We start from the raw sequence: 15399 nt of genomic DNA, 5'->3' as shown, positions 1-15399 counted from the left end.
GTGAATTCTACTGAATACCGAAAACAATTGGTCAAGCATCTTCGGGGAGGGGAAGCCTTCATGCCGATTGATGATATTATTGAAAAAATCCCTTTTGAAAAGCTGGGCGATCGACCTTCAGACCTGCCTTATTCATTTTATGAGATTTTTTATCATATAAAATATGCCCAGAAAGATATTCTGGATTTTTGTGTTTCCGGAACTTATAAAACCCCGAATTGGCCCGATGATTACTGGCCTGATTCCCCAACTCCTGAAAATGAAGCCTCCTGGAAAAAATTAAAAGAGAACTATTTTCAGGACAGAGAGCTTTTTGCATCCTTTATATTGAATGAAGAAAATGAGCTGCTGGAACCGGTGAAAAATGGCGAAGATCAAAGCCTTCTTCGGGAAGTGATGCTGGTGGTAGAGCATGGCGCCTATCATACAGGACAACTTCTGATTATTTCCAGACTACTTGGAGCTTATTCAGCGTAAAAACCAATAATTTTCTAAAGTAAATTTATGATATTTGCAATTCTTCAGGAATTAAACTTCTGAAGTTCAAAACTTTAAAAACAAATTAATATGTCAGACGATAAAAAAGTGATTTTTTCAATGTCTGGAGTGACCAAAACGTATAAAAATGCGAACACTCCTGTATTGAAGAATATATATTTGAGTTTCTTTTATGGGGCAAAGATTGGTATTCTGGGACTCAACGGTTCGGGTAAATCTACTTTGTTACGTATCATCGCCGGAGAAGATAAAAATTACCAGGGTGATGTGGTTTTCTCCCCGGGTTATTCCGTGGGGTATCTGGAACAGGAACCTAAACTTGACGAAGATAAAACAGTACTGGATATAGTTAAAGAAGGTGTTGCCGAAACCGTGGAGATTCTCGAGGAGTACAATAAGATCAACGATATGTTTGGTTTGCCGGAGGTCTATGAAGATGCTGACAAAATGCAGAAGCTTATGGATAAGCAGGCTGTACTTCAGGATAGAATTGATGCCAGCAATGCGTGGGAGCTTGATACTAAACTGGAGATTGCTATGGATGCCTTGCGTACTCCTGAGCCCGATAAACCTATAAGTGTACTTTCAGGAGGAGAGAGAAGAAGGGTGGCTTTGTGCCGACTTTTATTACAAGAACCAGATATTTTACTGCTGGATGAGCCTACCAACCACCTGGATGCCGAATCGGTGCATTGGCTGGAACATCACCTGGCACAATATAAAGGAACTGTGATCGCTGTTACCCACGATAGATATTTCCTGGATAATGTTGCAGGTTGGATTCTTGAACTGGACAGGGGAGAAGGAATCCCATGGAAAGGAAATTACTCTTCCTGGCTGGATCAGAAATCAAAACGTTTGGCGCAGGAGCAAAAACAGGCGAGCAAACGCCAGAAAACACTTGAACGGGAATTGGAATGGGCAAAGATGAATCCTAAAGGACGCCAGGCCAAACAAAAAGCCCGACTTAATAACTACGACAAATTGCTTAGTCAGGATCAAAAGCAGGTAGACGAAAAACTAGAAATATACATTCCTAATGGTCCAAGGCTTGGTACGAATGTTATCGAGGCGAAAGGAGTTAGCAAAGCTTTTGGCGATAAATTGCTTTATGAAGATCTGAATTTCAATTTACCTCAGGCAGGAATCGTTGGTATTATTGGACCGAATGGAGCAGGGAAGACCACGATCTTCAAAATGATTATGGGAGAAGAAAAACCAGATAAAGGGACTTTTGAGGTTGGAGAAACCGCGAAGATCGCTTATGTAGATCAGGCGCATTCCAATATTGATCCTGAAAAGACCATCTGGCAAAATTTCAGCGATGAGCAGGAACTCATTATGATGGGCGGCCGTCAGGTGAATTCAAGAGCTTATTTAAGCAGATTTAATTTCAGCGGAAGCGAACAGAATAAAAAAGTAAATATGCTATCGGGTGGAGAGAGAAACCGACTGCATTTAGCGATGACGCTTAAAGAGGAAGGCAACGTGCTACTACTCGATGAGCCTACCAACGACCTGGATGTAAATACCCTGCGGGCTTTGGAAGAAGGCCTGGAGAATTTTGCGGGATGTGCTGTAGTGATCTCTCACGACAGATGGTTCCTGGATAGAGTTTGTACGCATATTTTGTCTTTCGAAGGAGATTCCCAGGTTTATTTCTTTGAAGGAAGTTTCTCTGATTATGAAGAAAATAAAAAGAAACGTTTGGGTGGAGATCTAATGCCTAAGCGAATCAAGTATAAAAAACTGGTGCGTTAAGCTCCCGTCAATGTTTATTAAGTAAAAACCTCTTTCATTGCTGAAAGAGGTTTTTACTTTTATTCCTGTTTCTTTTTGGGCTTCTTTTCAGGCATTGGCCCGCGAAGGTGAATTATGAGTCCGTTGAGGAAATTCCGAAGGAACTGGTCGCCGCACTCCATATATTTAGGATGATCTTCACTGCGGAAAATAGCACCTATTTCACTTTTTGTTACCTTAAAATCTACCAGCGCACATATTTTAACGATATCATCATCGCGTAATTTATGAGCCACTCTTAGTTTCTTGAAAATATCGTTATTTGTTAATGCCATAAAGCAAAATTAAACTTTTCTTACTGCAGCCTGTTAATTATTCAAATTTAATTTTTCAGAAAGTTCCTTAAGTAGCTCCTGATCCTTCGGATTGGTGATTTCCTCAAAGGCATCAAAAATCAAGGTTTTAGCCTCATCATTTATTACATTATAAAAACCGGGGTCTATGCTTTCCCGATTTTTTAAATATTGGAACATTAGGCCAAGTTTTTGAACAAGGGTAATATCCTCTTTGCAATACGTTCGCAGGGAGGCCATGACATTGTACATTAGTTCTTTAAAATCAAGTACATTTTCTTTAATTCTGTTTCCTTTATCTGTGATATGAATGCTCGAGTCATTTTTGAGCATCCTCATTGAGAAAAGTTCTGTAAGGTAATCCAATCCATTTAGTGCTGTGCCGGGATCATTTACTCCCGGAGACATGGCCTTCACTATAATCTCGGTAATTTGTTTAAATGCGAGTGCATAATTTCTCGAAACCAGTTCTCCCCGGGAGAAAACTATCGTGTCCTGTAATTCTTTTAGGGTTTTCTCATCTAGCTTTTTTGAAGCTCTGAACAAGGGATTCCCTTTCAAAACAAATTCTCCTTTTACGGGAAGAATCCGGATACTAATTTCTTCGTTGTCACAAACTGCCTTCAGATTTTTAAGATTCAGATGTTGAAAATACCCGCTTTTTTCCGTGTAGTACTCCGGCCAGTTTTTGCTATCCGGGAAATCCTTTGTGGTGTCTGCCGGGTCTTTAATTAAAAAGCTCAGGCGATTTTTAGCTGATTCATAAATTCCATCCAGGATATGATTAATCTGTATACTTTGCGAGATGGTATGGATAAAATAAATAAAAGCCCCCATACAGATCACTGTGAAAATTATTCCTATCAGAACTGAAAAACCCGGAATTTGATAAGATTCACCGTCAGGTTGAATTGAAATGGCAATAAAAATACAGTAGAGAATTGTTGCCAGGTAAATTCCCAGAATCACCTGGTGTTTTTTATTGGAGATCAAACCCGGTAATAGTCTGGGAGAATAATTTGTTGAGGCCTGGTTTAGCAAAACCATCACCATTGAAAAACTGAAAACCATCATTGAGATCAGCCCAGTAATACACGCACTCAGAATTGTTAAAGCAGTATTGCCATTATTTACGACCAGGGTTGGTGTATTCTCCATAAGATATGCAGAAATTCCCCGATTTTCGGCGTAGATCATTACAAAAGCGAGGAAAAATCCAATAATAGCAAAGAGAGAAGGGTAGAAGGCAATCTTGCTTTGGATGGAAAAGCAAACAGTTCTAAACTTTGCCCATAGTTCTTTCATAGAATAATTGTTTGGTCTAAGTTAGTTATTTCCTAAAAGAATAGTTCAGTTAATTTACTGCTTTACGTCAAAAAGACAGTCTAAACCCCTTTAAAGCAGACAAATAGTCATTGTATTTTGAATGGAATTTAATTTGCTAAATACATTTCAGAAATAAAAAGTTTAACTAAAAATATAAAAGCTATGAGTTTAATTAAAAGAGATGAGACCAATTGGTTGCCATCGGTTTTTGATGATATGTTTAAAACCGATTGGTTAGGCGGAACTACTAATGTAAATAGTATTGGTACCAGTATTCCTGCAGTGAACATTCAGGAAGATGATGAAGCATTTACCGTGGAGGTAGCTGCACCTGGAAAAACCAAAGCCGATTTCAATATTGAGCTTGATAACGATGTATTGACTATTTCTTCTGAAGAAAAGAATGAAAAAGAAACTTCAGAAAAAAATGGCAAGTATACCAGGCGGGAATTCAGCTATAGCAATTTTAAGCGGGCCTTTAGTTTACCCGAAAGCGTAGATACCGAAAAGATTTCTGCTTCATACAAGGATGGAGTTTTGTTTATCGGTCTGCCTAAAAGAGAAGAAGCTAAGGTGCAGGCGAAAAGATTGATTGAGATCAAGTAATAATTAGCCTACCGATTGTTTAAACCCTATAGAATTTCTATGGGGTTTGTTGTTTTAAGGAAGCAGGTGATTTTAATTAAATCGAAAATAGTCTGAAATATCCTTAGAGTATGACCTCCGTCATACCTAATTGCTCATGATACTTTTAAATTAGTTATTATAACCGGGAGTATTTTATGGAATGCCTGTTAAGAATTTAAAAATCTACAGATTATCCAGGCATTGCATCCGTCTATAAAAATAATAACAGATGAAAAGTTTACTATTAGGTAATGAAGCGCTTGCTCAAGGTAGTATTGACGCCGGTTTGTCAGGTGTTTATGCTTATCCTGGTACTCCTTCAACTGAAATAACAGAATATATTCAAAAATCGAAACTTGCTAAGGAATTAAAGATTCATACAACCTGGTCTGTTAATGAAAAAACCGCTATGGAAGCTGCTTTGGGGATGTCTTATGTTGGCAAGAGATCTATGGTAGTAATGAAGCATGTTGGGTTAAATGTAGCTTCAGATGTATTCATGAATATGGCTGTTTCCGGAATAAATGGCGGACTCGTAGTTGTAGTAGCTGATGATCCTTCTATGCACTCATCACAGAATGAGCAGGATTCACGTTTTTATGGAAAATTTGCGATGATTCCCACATTGGAACCATCGAATCAGCAAGAAGCCTATGACCTTATGTTGTATGCTTTTGATCTGTCTGAAGAATTAAAATTGCCTGTATTATTAAGAATGGTTACCCGTTTATCGCATTCCCGCGCAGGAATATATGTTAAGGAAAGACATCATCAAAACGAGATCAATTTACCATTAGATACTTCACGTTTTGCTTTGCTTCCTATGAATGCTAGAAAGCAGTTTGATTTATTGGTTAATAAACAAGGTACTTTAATAGAACTTTCTGAAAAATCAGAATTTAATAAACTGAAATTAGGAGATCAAAATGGGATAGGGATCATCGCATGTGGAATAGCATATAACTATGTGATGGAAAATATTGGAGAAAATGAATCTTCATATTCTATATTAAAGGTGTCCCAATATCCGTTACCCAGAGAAAAAGTAAAGGCTTTATACCGGCATTGTGAGAAGATCCTGGTTATAGAAGAAGGTTACCCCGTCGTTGAAGAGTTATTGCACAATTACTTTGAGGAAAATGATAAAATTAGAGGAAAATTGTCCGGTGATCTTCCTAGAACAGGAGAACTGAATCCCACCATAGTTGGAAAAATATTAGGAATAAAGGAAGAAAGTGTAAATCCTATTCCTCCTGTAGTTACTCCAAGGCCACCTCAGCTTTGTGAAGGTTGTGGGCATACAGACCTATTTAATACTATTAATGAAGTTGTCGCAGATATAGGAAATAAAAGTGTTTTTGGTGATATTGGTTGTTACGCACTCGGCGCTTTACCGCCTTTAAATACCATTAATGCCTTGATCGATATGGGAGCCTCTATTACAATGGCGAAAGGTGCTGCAGATGCAGGCCTGGAGAATGCTATTGCGGTTATTGGCGATTCAACCTTTACCCATTCCGGAATGACAGGGCTTTTGGATGCCGTATATGAAAACTCACCCATAACTGTTATTATTTCAGATAACTCCGCAATTGCAATGACAGGAGCCCAGGAATCAACAGCTGTTGGTAGATTACATAATATTTGTCTGGGAATTGGAATCCAACCGGAGCACCTGAAAACTATTATACCTCTAAAAAAGAATCATGAACAGAATGTAGAAGTATTGCGAAACGAATTAAAATATAAAGGTGTTTCGGTCATAATTTCTGAAAGACCTTGTGTGAGATTGTCCAGAGAACAGAAAAAGGAAATAAAAGCCAAAATTGAATCACTAAATTAGAGTAAACGAGCAATGTGAACTCATTCATGGTAAGCATTCTCTCTTAACTAGCTAAGAACTATTAAGTTTAAACAGATGAAAACAAATATTATATTATCAGGTGTTGGCGGTCAAGGTATTCTAACAATTGCTGCGGTTCTGGATACAGCTGCTTTAAGCGAAAATTTATTCATTAAACAATCAGAAGTTCATGGGATGAGCCAACGTGGTGGCGCTGTTCAATCCCATGTAAGAATATCGGATAAAGAAATATTTTCTGACCTAATCCCTGAGGGAAAAGCAGATTTAATTCTATCAGTAGAGCCAATGGAATTATTAAGGTATTTGCCCTTTTTAAAGGAAGATGGTTGGTTGGTAACAGATTCAGAACCATTTATTAATACGGACAACTACCCTGATAAAAATGATTTGTTTGATCAAATAAAAAAACACCCGAATAATATCATTATAAATGCTACTGAAATTGCAAAATCCATAGGAAATTCCAAGGCTGCTAATATGGTGTTATTGGGAGCGGCCTCTGCCATATTGCCCTTATCGGAAGAAAGTTTGTTGGTAGCTATCACCAGGTTATTTCAACATAAAAGTGAAAGGATTATCAAGTTGAACCAGGAAGCTTTTTTTGAAGGTAAAAAAGTTGCTGAAGATTTCACAAATTTGGCAACTAAGAAATAAACGGTTAAAAAAAATTAACACTCCGTATCCAAGTCAATATTGTTTTTATTTTAGAAAGACCTCGGAATTCTCAAGGACTCTTTTTATGGCTTTAGATAGAATAACTACCCCTTTTTCGATACTATCTTTCGGCATATTCGAATAAGAAAGGCGTAACCTGTCATCTTTCTTACTGGCGGGATCAAAGGTCCTCCCCGTTACAAATACCACCCCTTCCTTAACGGTTTCTTTAAATATATCTGTTGATTTAATATGGGCCGGTAATTTAAGCCAGATATAAAAACCTCCTTTTGGTTCATTCCAGGTAATTTCTTCCGGCATATAGGCTTCTAAATGTCTTTGAAGTAAATTTTTACGTTCTAAATATTCATTTCTTAAAAATTCTAAATACGGTTCCAGTTTATGTTGAGCTAAAAACTCATTTGCTAAAATTTGCATGAAATTAGAAGTACAGGCATCAAATGCTTGTTTGACTGATTCTGCTTTTTCGAAAATTTCTTCAGAAGATAGCATATAGCCTAATCTAAAACCAGGGCCAAGTATTTTTGAAAATGATCCTGTATAAATTATTTCCACATCCTTCACCCCAAATGATTTCATGGATCGGGTTAGGTGTTTTTCCTTTACTTTAAAAAACAAATCACTATATGCATCATCCTCCAGCAGAATTATTCCCGTACCGGATAAGACTTCCAATAGCTCTTTTTTTCTTTCAGGGGTGTAAATGATACCGGCCGGATTATGATAATTCGGTGTAACATATAAAAACTTTGGTGTCCGATTTAAAGAATTAATTTTATCTTTTAATGCTTGTATATCTATACCATCTTTGTCAATGGGGATACTATGTATCTCAGCTCCAAAGGTTTCAAAAACCGATAAGGCTCCAACAAAACTGGGGTTCTCTGTCAATATAATATCTCCTTCGTTAACAAATTCCTGAGTAATAATAGAAATGGCCTGAAGTGAACCGGTAGTGATTAAAATTTTATTATTACCTACTGCTAATCCCTTGTTTTCCAAATAGTTTTCGAGGGATTTGACCAAAGGAGGATACCCGGAGGTTGGACCATATTGAAAACATAATTTTTTTATCTCTTCAGGGAGGGAATTGTAAATGTCATCAATCTGTTTTAACGGGAACAAGTCATTGTTGGGCATCCCACCGGCAAATGAAATCATGCTTTTTCCGGATGCCTGTTTCATTAATTGCTTAATGTCCTCTGAATGCATGGAATTAACCGCGTTTGAAAATGCATACATATCCTTATGGTTTAACTATCTTATCAAAGCAACAAAAATTTAATTAAACAAAATGTGATGGCGATCAGCTAAAAAGCCTTTTTAAATAATTTACTTTACAAGTATAAAATCCTCATCTTGTATGCTTCACTCAAAATTAATTCATCCTAAAAGTATAGTGATTGTTGGTGGGTCAGATAATATACATAGTCCCGGTGGCAGAGTCCTCAAGAATTTAATCGATCATAAATTTAAAGGAAAATTATTTGTAGTAAACCCAAAAAAGAATGTCGTTCAAGGGCTAACCTCTTATAATAAAATCAATGATGTTCCCGAAGTAGATTTAGCCATCATAGCTATTTCAGCAAAATTTGTCTATGAAGCCGTTAAAGTTCTTACGCAGCAAAAAAACACGAAAGGCTTTATTATTTTTTCAGCAGGTTTTAGTGAAAAGGACGAGAGTGGGGAACAACTAGAAAAAGACATTGTTAGAATAATCAATGAGGCAGGTGGAAGTTTGTTAGGTCCTAATAATATTGGATTAATTAATAAACATTATACCGGAGTTTTTACTACACCCATCCCTAAACTTGATGAAAAAGGAGTTGATTTTGTTTCCGGTTCCGGTGCAACAGCAGTTTTCATCATTGAAGCTGCAAAAAATATGGGGCTCACCTTTTCCAGTATTTATACAGTGGGGAATAGTGCTCAAATAGGGGTAGAGGAGATTTTGGAATATTTGGACAACTCTTTTGTAAAGGAATCAAGTTCAAAAGTAAAGCTACTGTATATTGAGAGCATTAAGAACCCACTCAAATTTTTAAAGCATACCATTTCCTTAATACGCAAAGGTTGCAAAATAGCCGCTATAAAAGCCGGTAGTTCTGAAGCAGGAAACAGGGCGGCTTCCTCTCATACCGGGGCAATAGCCAATTCTGATCTTTTTATAGATACACTGTTTAAAAAAGCCGGAATAATACGCTGCTATGGCAGAAACGAACTTATTACTATTGCAGGGATACTCCTGCAGAAAGAAATTAAAGGAAAAAATATAGCAATCATTACCCATGCCGGAGGACCTGCCGTAATGCTTACAGATGTATTGTCTGAGAATGGAATAAATATTCCTCCATTGGATGGAAAGAATGCCGAAATTTTGTTAAGTCAATTATTTCACGGGTCCTCCGTTTCTAATCCAATTGATTTTTTAGCAACGGGCAATGCCCAGCAATTAGATGCCATTATTGAATTCTGTGAAAATTCTCCCGAAATTGATGCCATGGCAGTTATTTTTGGAAGTCCGGGCTTAATAGCTGTAGATGATGTATATGAAGTACTGGATAAGAAAATCAAGAAGTCTGAAAAACCGGTCTATGCCATCTTACCATCGGTGGTGAATGCGAAAAACGAAATTAATCAGTTTTTAAAGAAAGGGAATATTGCCTTTTCTGATGAAGTTTTATTTGGAAATGCCTTAGCTAAGGTGATTAATCGTCCATTGGCTAGTGATAATAATATAAATACCGACTTTAAATTTTTCCAAAGAACAAGAAAACTAATAGAAGGGTTACCCAATGGATACATGCCGACAGAATCTGCCATTAAATTATTGGATTATGCAGGCGTAAATTTTGCTACTCCGTTTCATGTTAAGAATAAAACGGAACTACACACTATTTCAGAATCAATTACCTATCCTGTAGTTCTAAAAGTTGAGGGGCCCTTGCACAAATCTGATGTGGGTGGTGTTATTTTAAATATTTCCAATGAAGCCGAATTATACGAAGCCTTCCACAAATTGATGCAAATTGAAGGAGCTACTTCTGTTATAATACAGCCCATGTTAAAAGGGATGGAGCTTTTTATTGGTGCGAAGAAGGAAACCAATTATCCTCACGTTATTTTATGTGGGTTGGGAGGTATTTTTGTTGAGGTTTTAAAAGATGTAAGTGCTGTCATGACTCCTGTTTCAAATGAGGATGCCATTAAAATGATCTCTGATCTGAAAGCATATCCAATATTAAATGGTGTTAGAGGGCAAAACGGTATAAATATCCAATTGTTTGCTGACACTATTGTTAAAATTTCTGAGCTGTTAGTTGTGGTACCGGAAATTGCAGAATTAGACCTCAATCCCCTTATTGCTACCCAAAAAGACTTAACCGCTGTGGATGTGAGAATTCGTTTAGAAAAATAGGATTTCCTCTTATCTATATAAAAGTAGCCATCGATTACCCGCACTTTGAATAGTAAACACCTCATTAGAATTAATTTGGTTTATCTGGGTGTTCGTTTGGATATCCCAAAGCTGAAAACTCTCCTGGAAATTCAAAGTTTTGGTAGAAATACCAGGCAATCCAATTAATATTATGATTCGTCCCTTATTGGCAGAAGCTGAAGGTATATTAATTCCCGATAGGTTATTGTTAATTCTTAAGGTATAGGTTTCATCAGGAATATTATAATTGCCAGTTGCACTCCCGGTAGAGGTGTAAACCTTATGCCCACTATTTTTCCATTTAACTTCCCCGTTCTTTTCTGCCATTAGAACCTGCCCTTCGCTGCCTCTTTCATCGGGTAAAACATAATCGCTGGACGGATCGCTTCCAATACCCAGGCGACCTGCAAAATAACCGGCATAAACTTCTGAACTGCTGTTTCCCTCAGCCTTTGCATAAATTCCATAGATATTTCCTCTACCGGAAGCTGCTCCTATTTCAGTGTAAATCCCGTAATTATAGCTGGTAGCCCCCTCTGTTCTTCCCACAGAATTATAGATGCCATAAATATCTGAACCACTGGCGCCTTGAGACGTTGTATTATAGATACCGTATCGTTTCCCGCCACCATCGCCGGTGACATGGTTTTTTATTCCATATTTTTTGGCATTGGTTTTACTGCGATTCCTGACTTCAATTCCATAGGTATTTCGGGTGTCTGCTGAATTGCTATTGTCTATTTCTAAACCTTTTTTGATATCAAGGTCTTCTCCGGGATTTATCGCAATTTGAAGTTTACTGACAATTTCTTCGGTTCCTATGCCGATATTTCCTTTTCTGAAAATGGGTTCATCAATGTTTCCGGGACTTTCTGAAGTTTTTTCTTCATAAAAGTTAGCAGCCTGCGCATCGGAGACGATGGATTTCCATTCCGACTCATTATTGTGCCAATAATAAAATCCTGATGGGAATAAAGGAAGGTCCTTGTTTAGAAAAATCAACATCCCATGCTGCGTAGCACCCGGATTACCCGAAGGAAAACTATTCAGCCTGGGAATTAAAAGGCCATCAATATTCTCGGGATTTGAGGGATCGGAAGCCACGATATCAAGCTGTGCTCCGGGAGAAGTGGTTCCAACACCTACCTGCGAGTGGAGAGATATGTGCGAAAAAAATACAATGAAGAGAACTGTCCATTTCATCTTTGAATGAATTTAGTGAAAGTTCGCTACGTGTAATGGAGGATTTAAAAATAGCCTAAATTCAAAAAAAAATTCTCTTTTTATAAAATTTACGGGGAAACCCTAATAAAATCAAGCTTTTTCTTTCGCTTTTTCCTGTAAAACTTTTATTTCATCGCGTAATCGGGCTGCCTCCATAAAATCCAGGTCTTTTGCAGCAGCCTCCATTGCTTTGCGTTTTTCTCTTACTTTTTTATCAATTTCCGGTTTGGTGAGATATGCCATTTCGGCCTCAGCAGCCTTTGTAGTTAATGGTTTCTCATAGTCATACACATCCAGCTTTTGCTTAACCAATGCACTGTCTATCTTTTTCACCAGCGGAGTAGGAGTGATGTTATGTTCCTTATTGTAAGCGATTTGTTTCTCCCTGCGATAATTGGTTTGGTCTATGGTCTTCTGCATACTATTTGTAATCTTATCAGCATAAAGAATAGCCCTTCCGTTTACGTGCCGTGCGGCACGACCAACGGTCTGGGTTAAGGAACGATTACTCCGTAGAAAACCTTCTTTGTCTGCATCAATAACAGCTACGAGGGAGACCTCGGGTAAATCCAAGCCTTCCCGAAGAAGGTTTACCCCTATAAGAACATCAAATATTCCCTTTCGCAGGTCTTGCATTATTTCCACCCGCTCCAGGGTATCAACATCTGAATGTATATACCGACAGCGAATATCAATTCGGGTTAAATATTTTGTGAGTTCTTCAGCCATTCTTTTCGTTAGCGTGGTCACCAGAACGCGCTCGTCTTTTTCTACACGAACATGAATTTCTTCAACCAGGTCATCGATCTGATTTAAACTTGGCCTGACTTCAATTACCGGGTCCAGCAAACCGGTTGGGCGTATAACCTGTTCCACATAAACACCTTCTGACTTCTGAAGTTCGTAATCGGCAGGCGTGGCGCTAACGTAAACCACTTGATTTTGCAAGGCTTCAAATTCTTCAAATTTTAAAGGCCTGTTGTCCATCGCTGCTGGAAGTCTGAACCCATAATCCACCAGGGTTTCCTTTCTGGAGCGGTCACCGCCGTACATTGCGTGTACCTGCGGAATGGTCACGTGGCTTTCATCAACCACCATTAAATAATCATCGGGGAAATAATCCAAAAGACAGAAAGGGCGCGTACCGGGCTTCCTTCCGTCCAGGTATCTCGAATAGTTTTCTATTCCCGAACAATAACCAAGCTCCCTAATCATCTCCAGGTCAAAATTTGTTCTTTCGTCCAGGCGTTTCGCTTCAAGGTGCTTCCCGATATCTCTGAAATAATCCACCTGTTTCACCAAATCATCCTGAATCATATGAATGGCTCCCTGAAGTACATCAGGGGAAGTCACAAACATGTTTGCAGGATAAATATTCAATCGCTCATATTTCTCGATCACATCATTTGTGCCGGGATCGAAGGCTTCAATTTCCTCAATCTCATCTCCAAAAAAGTGGATCCTGAAAGCATTATCGGCATAACTCGGATAGACATCTACGGTATCTCCTTTAATTCTGAAATTTCCGTGGGAAAATTCAGCTTCAGTACGGGAGTAAAGGCTCTGCACGAGCTGGTGTAATAATTTTGTACGGGAAATTCTCATATCCCTTTCAATGGTAACAACGTTTTTGCGAAATTCTACAGGATTCCCAATACCATACAAACAGGATACTGAGGCGACAACCAGCACATCCCTTCTTCCGCTTAAAAGAGAAGAAGTTGTACTAAGTCGCAGTTTCTCGATCTCCTCGTTTATGGAAAGGTCTTTTTCTATATAGGTGCCCGAGGAAGGAATAAAGGCTTCAGGTTGATAGTAGTCATAGTAACTCACAAAATATTCAACAGCATTATCCGGGAAGAATTGCTTGAATTCTGAATAGAGCTGAGCAGCCAGGGTTTTGTTATGGGCCAGGACCAGGGTAGGTTTCTGTACTTCCTGAATCACATTGGCCATACTAAAGGTTTTACCAGAACCTGTAACTCCCAGGAGCGTTTGATAACGGTCATTCTTATTCAGTCCTTCCACCAGTTGACGTATGGCTTCGGGTTGGTCTCCGGTTGGTTTGTATTCTGATTGTATATTAAATTTCATAAATTTCTTTTGCTATAGCCTTTCCAATTAAGCAATTATCATACCTTTTAGAATAACAAAATGCTAATTTCGTTCCCGCTTCAGGCTAAAATGATCTTTGAATTCCCGGTCGTTTTCAAGAGTAATCTTAAACCAGTAATCATCAGAAGGCATAGCACTTCCATTATAGGTCCCGTCCCAACCAACTCCATCGGGGTCAAGTTCCTTTATCAGTTTTCCGTAGCGATCAAAAATATGGATGCTTTTTATTCTATATTCCGGATCCTGAATTTGATAAGGTTTCCAGCTATCGTTGTAACCATCGTAATTAGGGGTGAAAAAAGTTGGAAATCCAAAAACCAGGATCTTCTTTTCTACGATTCCACAATCATTCGTATTTCTTGCGTAGATCATATGTGGGCCTCCCGGTACATCCCTAAAACGAGGACTCGCCTGGTAAGGACCGTTTATATCGTCCAACGAAAATGAAACAGGAGTCTCTGAATCGTAGATTACATTCAGAGTGCTGCTGTCGCCGCGACTTTCTACTTCCACATCCTTAATTGAAAGTCCTGAGAGCTCATTGATTTCAAAAGAAACAGTCCTTCCGCAGCCAATATTGTTATCAATAATCTCTACAGAATAGTTGCCCGGTCCTGATATATAAAGGTTCCTTCCAACATTTCCATCTTCCCAGTAAAAGCTGAAATCGGCATTATCAGGGATGGTTATATTTGGCGAAATTTCTAAAGGAAAAGCTGAAGGGCACACATTCAATTCGGTTACGGACTCCACCTCTGGAAATGGGTTGACTTCCATCTCCATATTGCCAAAACCGTAACAAATACTTTGATGATCGGCTCGCAGGTAGAGTGTGCCAGCTTCAGAAATATGAAGATCGGGTAGAGGGTTTTGGCCTATAGCCGCCTTGTCTTCATCTTCGTAGAAACTTAGTTCAATTCCGGCAGGAAGATTAAGATCAGCAATTATATTTTGACGAATCCTCTCGAGGTTAAATTCAGCTGTTCCATCTCCCAGATCACAGCCGGGTGCTGGTGCCGGAGAAAGATCTATGGTAGGTTTTGTTTTCAATGTAACTTCAGCGATATCAAAGCATTCAGAATTAAACTGGTTGATCTTTGCGTAGACCACCTGTCCCGGGCTTTGGTTGGTATAAAAATCATCAATCGTGAGTTGGTTTAGCGAATCGTTTACCGCGGTTTGATAATCTTCATAAAAAACTGCCTGGGTGTTGGGGTTATTGTAAGTTAGAGGATCTTTAGCCTGCTGAAGATTAAACATTGCAATTCCATCGTTGGTATCTTCTCCTGTATCACATTGAATAAGTTCATATTTATCCAAGATTTCAGGAACTTCAGCAAGGAAGATTTCTTTACGAATAGGATCCAGGGCCTCTCCATCTATGTACTTTATTAGGCTTACCACATAACTACCGGAAGAAGCGTAAGTATGCTTCGGAGCTTCTGAAGTTGAAGAATTTCCGTCTCCGAATTCCCATTTTACCGAATCGAAAGGTTCATCACTGGTAATGAAAAATTCAGTTTGATTCCCCAGACACA

General features: G+C 38.5%; 12 protein-coding genes. 6 read left to right on the top strand and 6 right to left on the bottom strand.

Annotated elements, in window-relative coordinates; translation table 11 throughout:
• Both ACESK1_RS04715 and ettA read left to right on the top strand, forming a co-directional pair.
• Positions 1–477 carry a DinB family protein gene (locus ACESK1_RS04715; RefSeq protein ID WP_372918428.1) on the top strand — a complete coding sequence of 159 codons (477 nt, stop codon included), beginning with the start codon at positions 1–3 and terminating at the stop codon, positions 475–477.
• 90 nt (positions 478–567) lie between these two features.
• Positions 568–2259 (top strand): energy-dependent translational throttle protein EttA, encoded by a 1692-nt coding sequence (gene ettA, locus ACESK1_RS04710; protein WP_372918426.1) that lies wholly within the window; start codon positions 568–570, stop codon positions 2257–2259.
• Positions 2260–2318: 59 nt separating this feature from the next.
• On the opposite strand, the gene ACESK1_RS04705 is transcribed toward ettA, so the two are convergent.
• Together ACESK1_RS04705 and ACESK1_RS04700 are read right to left on the bottom strand one after the other, a co-directional pair.
• Positions 2319–2573 (bottom strand): DUF1456 family protein, encoded by a 255-nt coding sequence (locus tag ACESK1_RS04705; RefSeq protein WP_372918424.1) that lies wholly within the window; start codon positions 2571–2573, stop codon positions 2319–2321.
• Between the two features lie 33 nt (positions 2574–2606).
• Positions 2607–3896: a DUF2254 domain-containing protein gene (locus ACESK1_RS04700; RefSeq protein WP_372918422.1), complete on the bottom strand. Its 1290-nt coding sequence runs from the start codon at positions 3894–3896 to the stop codon at positions 2607–2609.
• Between the two features lie 183 nt (positions 3897–4079).
• Here ACESK1_RS04700 and ACESK1_RS04695 point away from each other — a divergent pair, with 183 nt between their 5' ends.
• The 3 genes from ACESK1_RS04695 (at position 4080) to ACESK1_RS04685 (ending at position 7062) form a co-directional block, all read left to right on the top strand.
• Complete coding sequence (locus ACESK1_RS04695) at positions 4080–4523, top strand: Hsp20/alpha crystallin family protein (protein ID WP_372918420.1); 444 nt, start codon at positions 4080–4082, stop codon at positions 4521–4523.
• Positions 4524–4773: 250 nt separating this feature from the next.
• Positions 4774–6387 carry a thiamine pyrophosphate-dependent enzyme gene (locus tag ACESK1_RS04690; RefSeq protein WP_372918418.1) on the top strand — a complete coding sequence of 538 codons (1614 nt, stop codon included), beginning with the start codon at positions 4774–4776 and terminating at the stop codon, positions 6385–6387.
• A 75-nt stretch (positions 6388–6462) separates the two neighbouring features.
• Entirely contained in the window at positions 6463–7062 is a 600-nt protein-coding gene (locus tag ACESK1_RS04685; protein ID WP_372918416.1) for an indolepyruvate oxidoreductase subunit beta, read from the top strand.
• A gap of 45 nt (positions 7063–7107) precedes the next feature.
• On the opposite strand, the gene ACESK1_RS04680 is transcribed toward ACESK1_RS04685, so the two are convergent.
• Positions 7108–8268, bottom strand: coding sequence for a PLP-dependent aminotransferase family protein (locus ACESK1_RS04680; RefSeq protein ID WP_372918414.1), 1161 nt, complete (start codon positions 8266–8268; stop codon positions 7108–7110).
• A 178-nt stretch (positions 8269–8446) separates the two neighbouring features.
• On the opposite strand from ACESK1_RS04680, the gene ACESK1_RS04675 reads away from it, so the two are divergent.
• The gene (locus ACESK1_RS04675; RefSeq protein ID WP_372918412.1) at positions 8447–10501 is read left to right on the top strand and encodes an acetate--CoA ligase family protein; all 2055 of its coding nucleotides are present in this window, start codon (positions 8447–8449) and stop codon (positions 10499–10501) included.
• Positions 10502–10510: 9 nt separating this feature from the next.
• On the opposite strand, the gene ACESK1_RS04670 is transcribed toward ACESK1_RS04675, so the two are convergent.
• The 3 genes from ACESK1_RS04670 to ACESK1_RS04660 form a co-directional block, all read right to left on the bottom strand.
• On the bottom strand, positions 10511–11725 hold the full coding sequence (locus ACESK1_RS04670; RefSeq protein WP_372918410.1) for a hypothetical protein: 1215 nt from the start codon (positions 11723–11725) through the stop codon (positions 10511–10513).
• A gap of 111 nt (positions 11726–11836) precedes the next feature.
• Entirely contained in the window at positions 11837–13840 is a 2004-nt protein-coding gene (uvrB, locus tag ACESK1_RS04665) for an excinuclease ABC subunit UvrB (RefSeq protein WP_372918408.1), read from the bottom strand.
• 63 nt (positions 13841–13903) lie between these two features.
• Positions 13904–15399, bottom strand: a 1496-nt coding sequence (locus ACESK1_RS04660) for a T9SS type B sorting domain-containing protein (RefSeq protein WP_372918406.1), incomplete at its 5' end; no start/stop codon positions are given.

It is taken from the genome of Salegentibacter sp. (genome assembly GCF_041642575.1).
Taxonomy (GTDB): domain Bacteria; phylum Bacteroidota; class Bacteroidia; order Flavobacteriales; family Flavobacteriaceae; genus Salegentibacter.
Note: the sequence above shows the minus strand (reverse complement) of the source record. Positions and strands in the feature narration are given on the sequence as shown.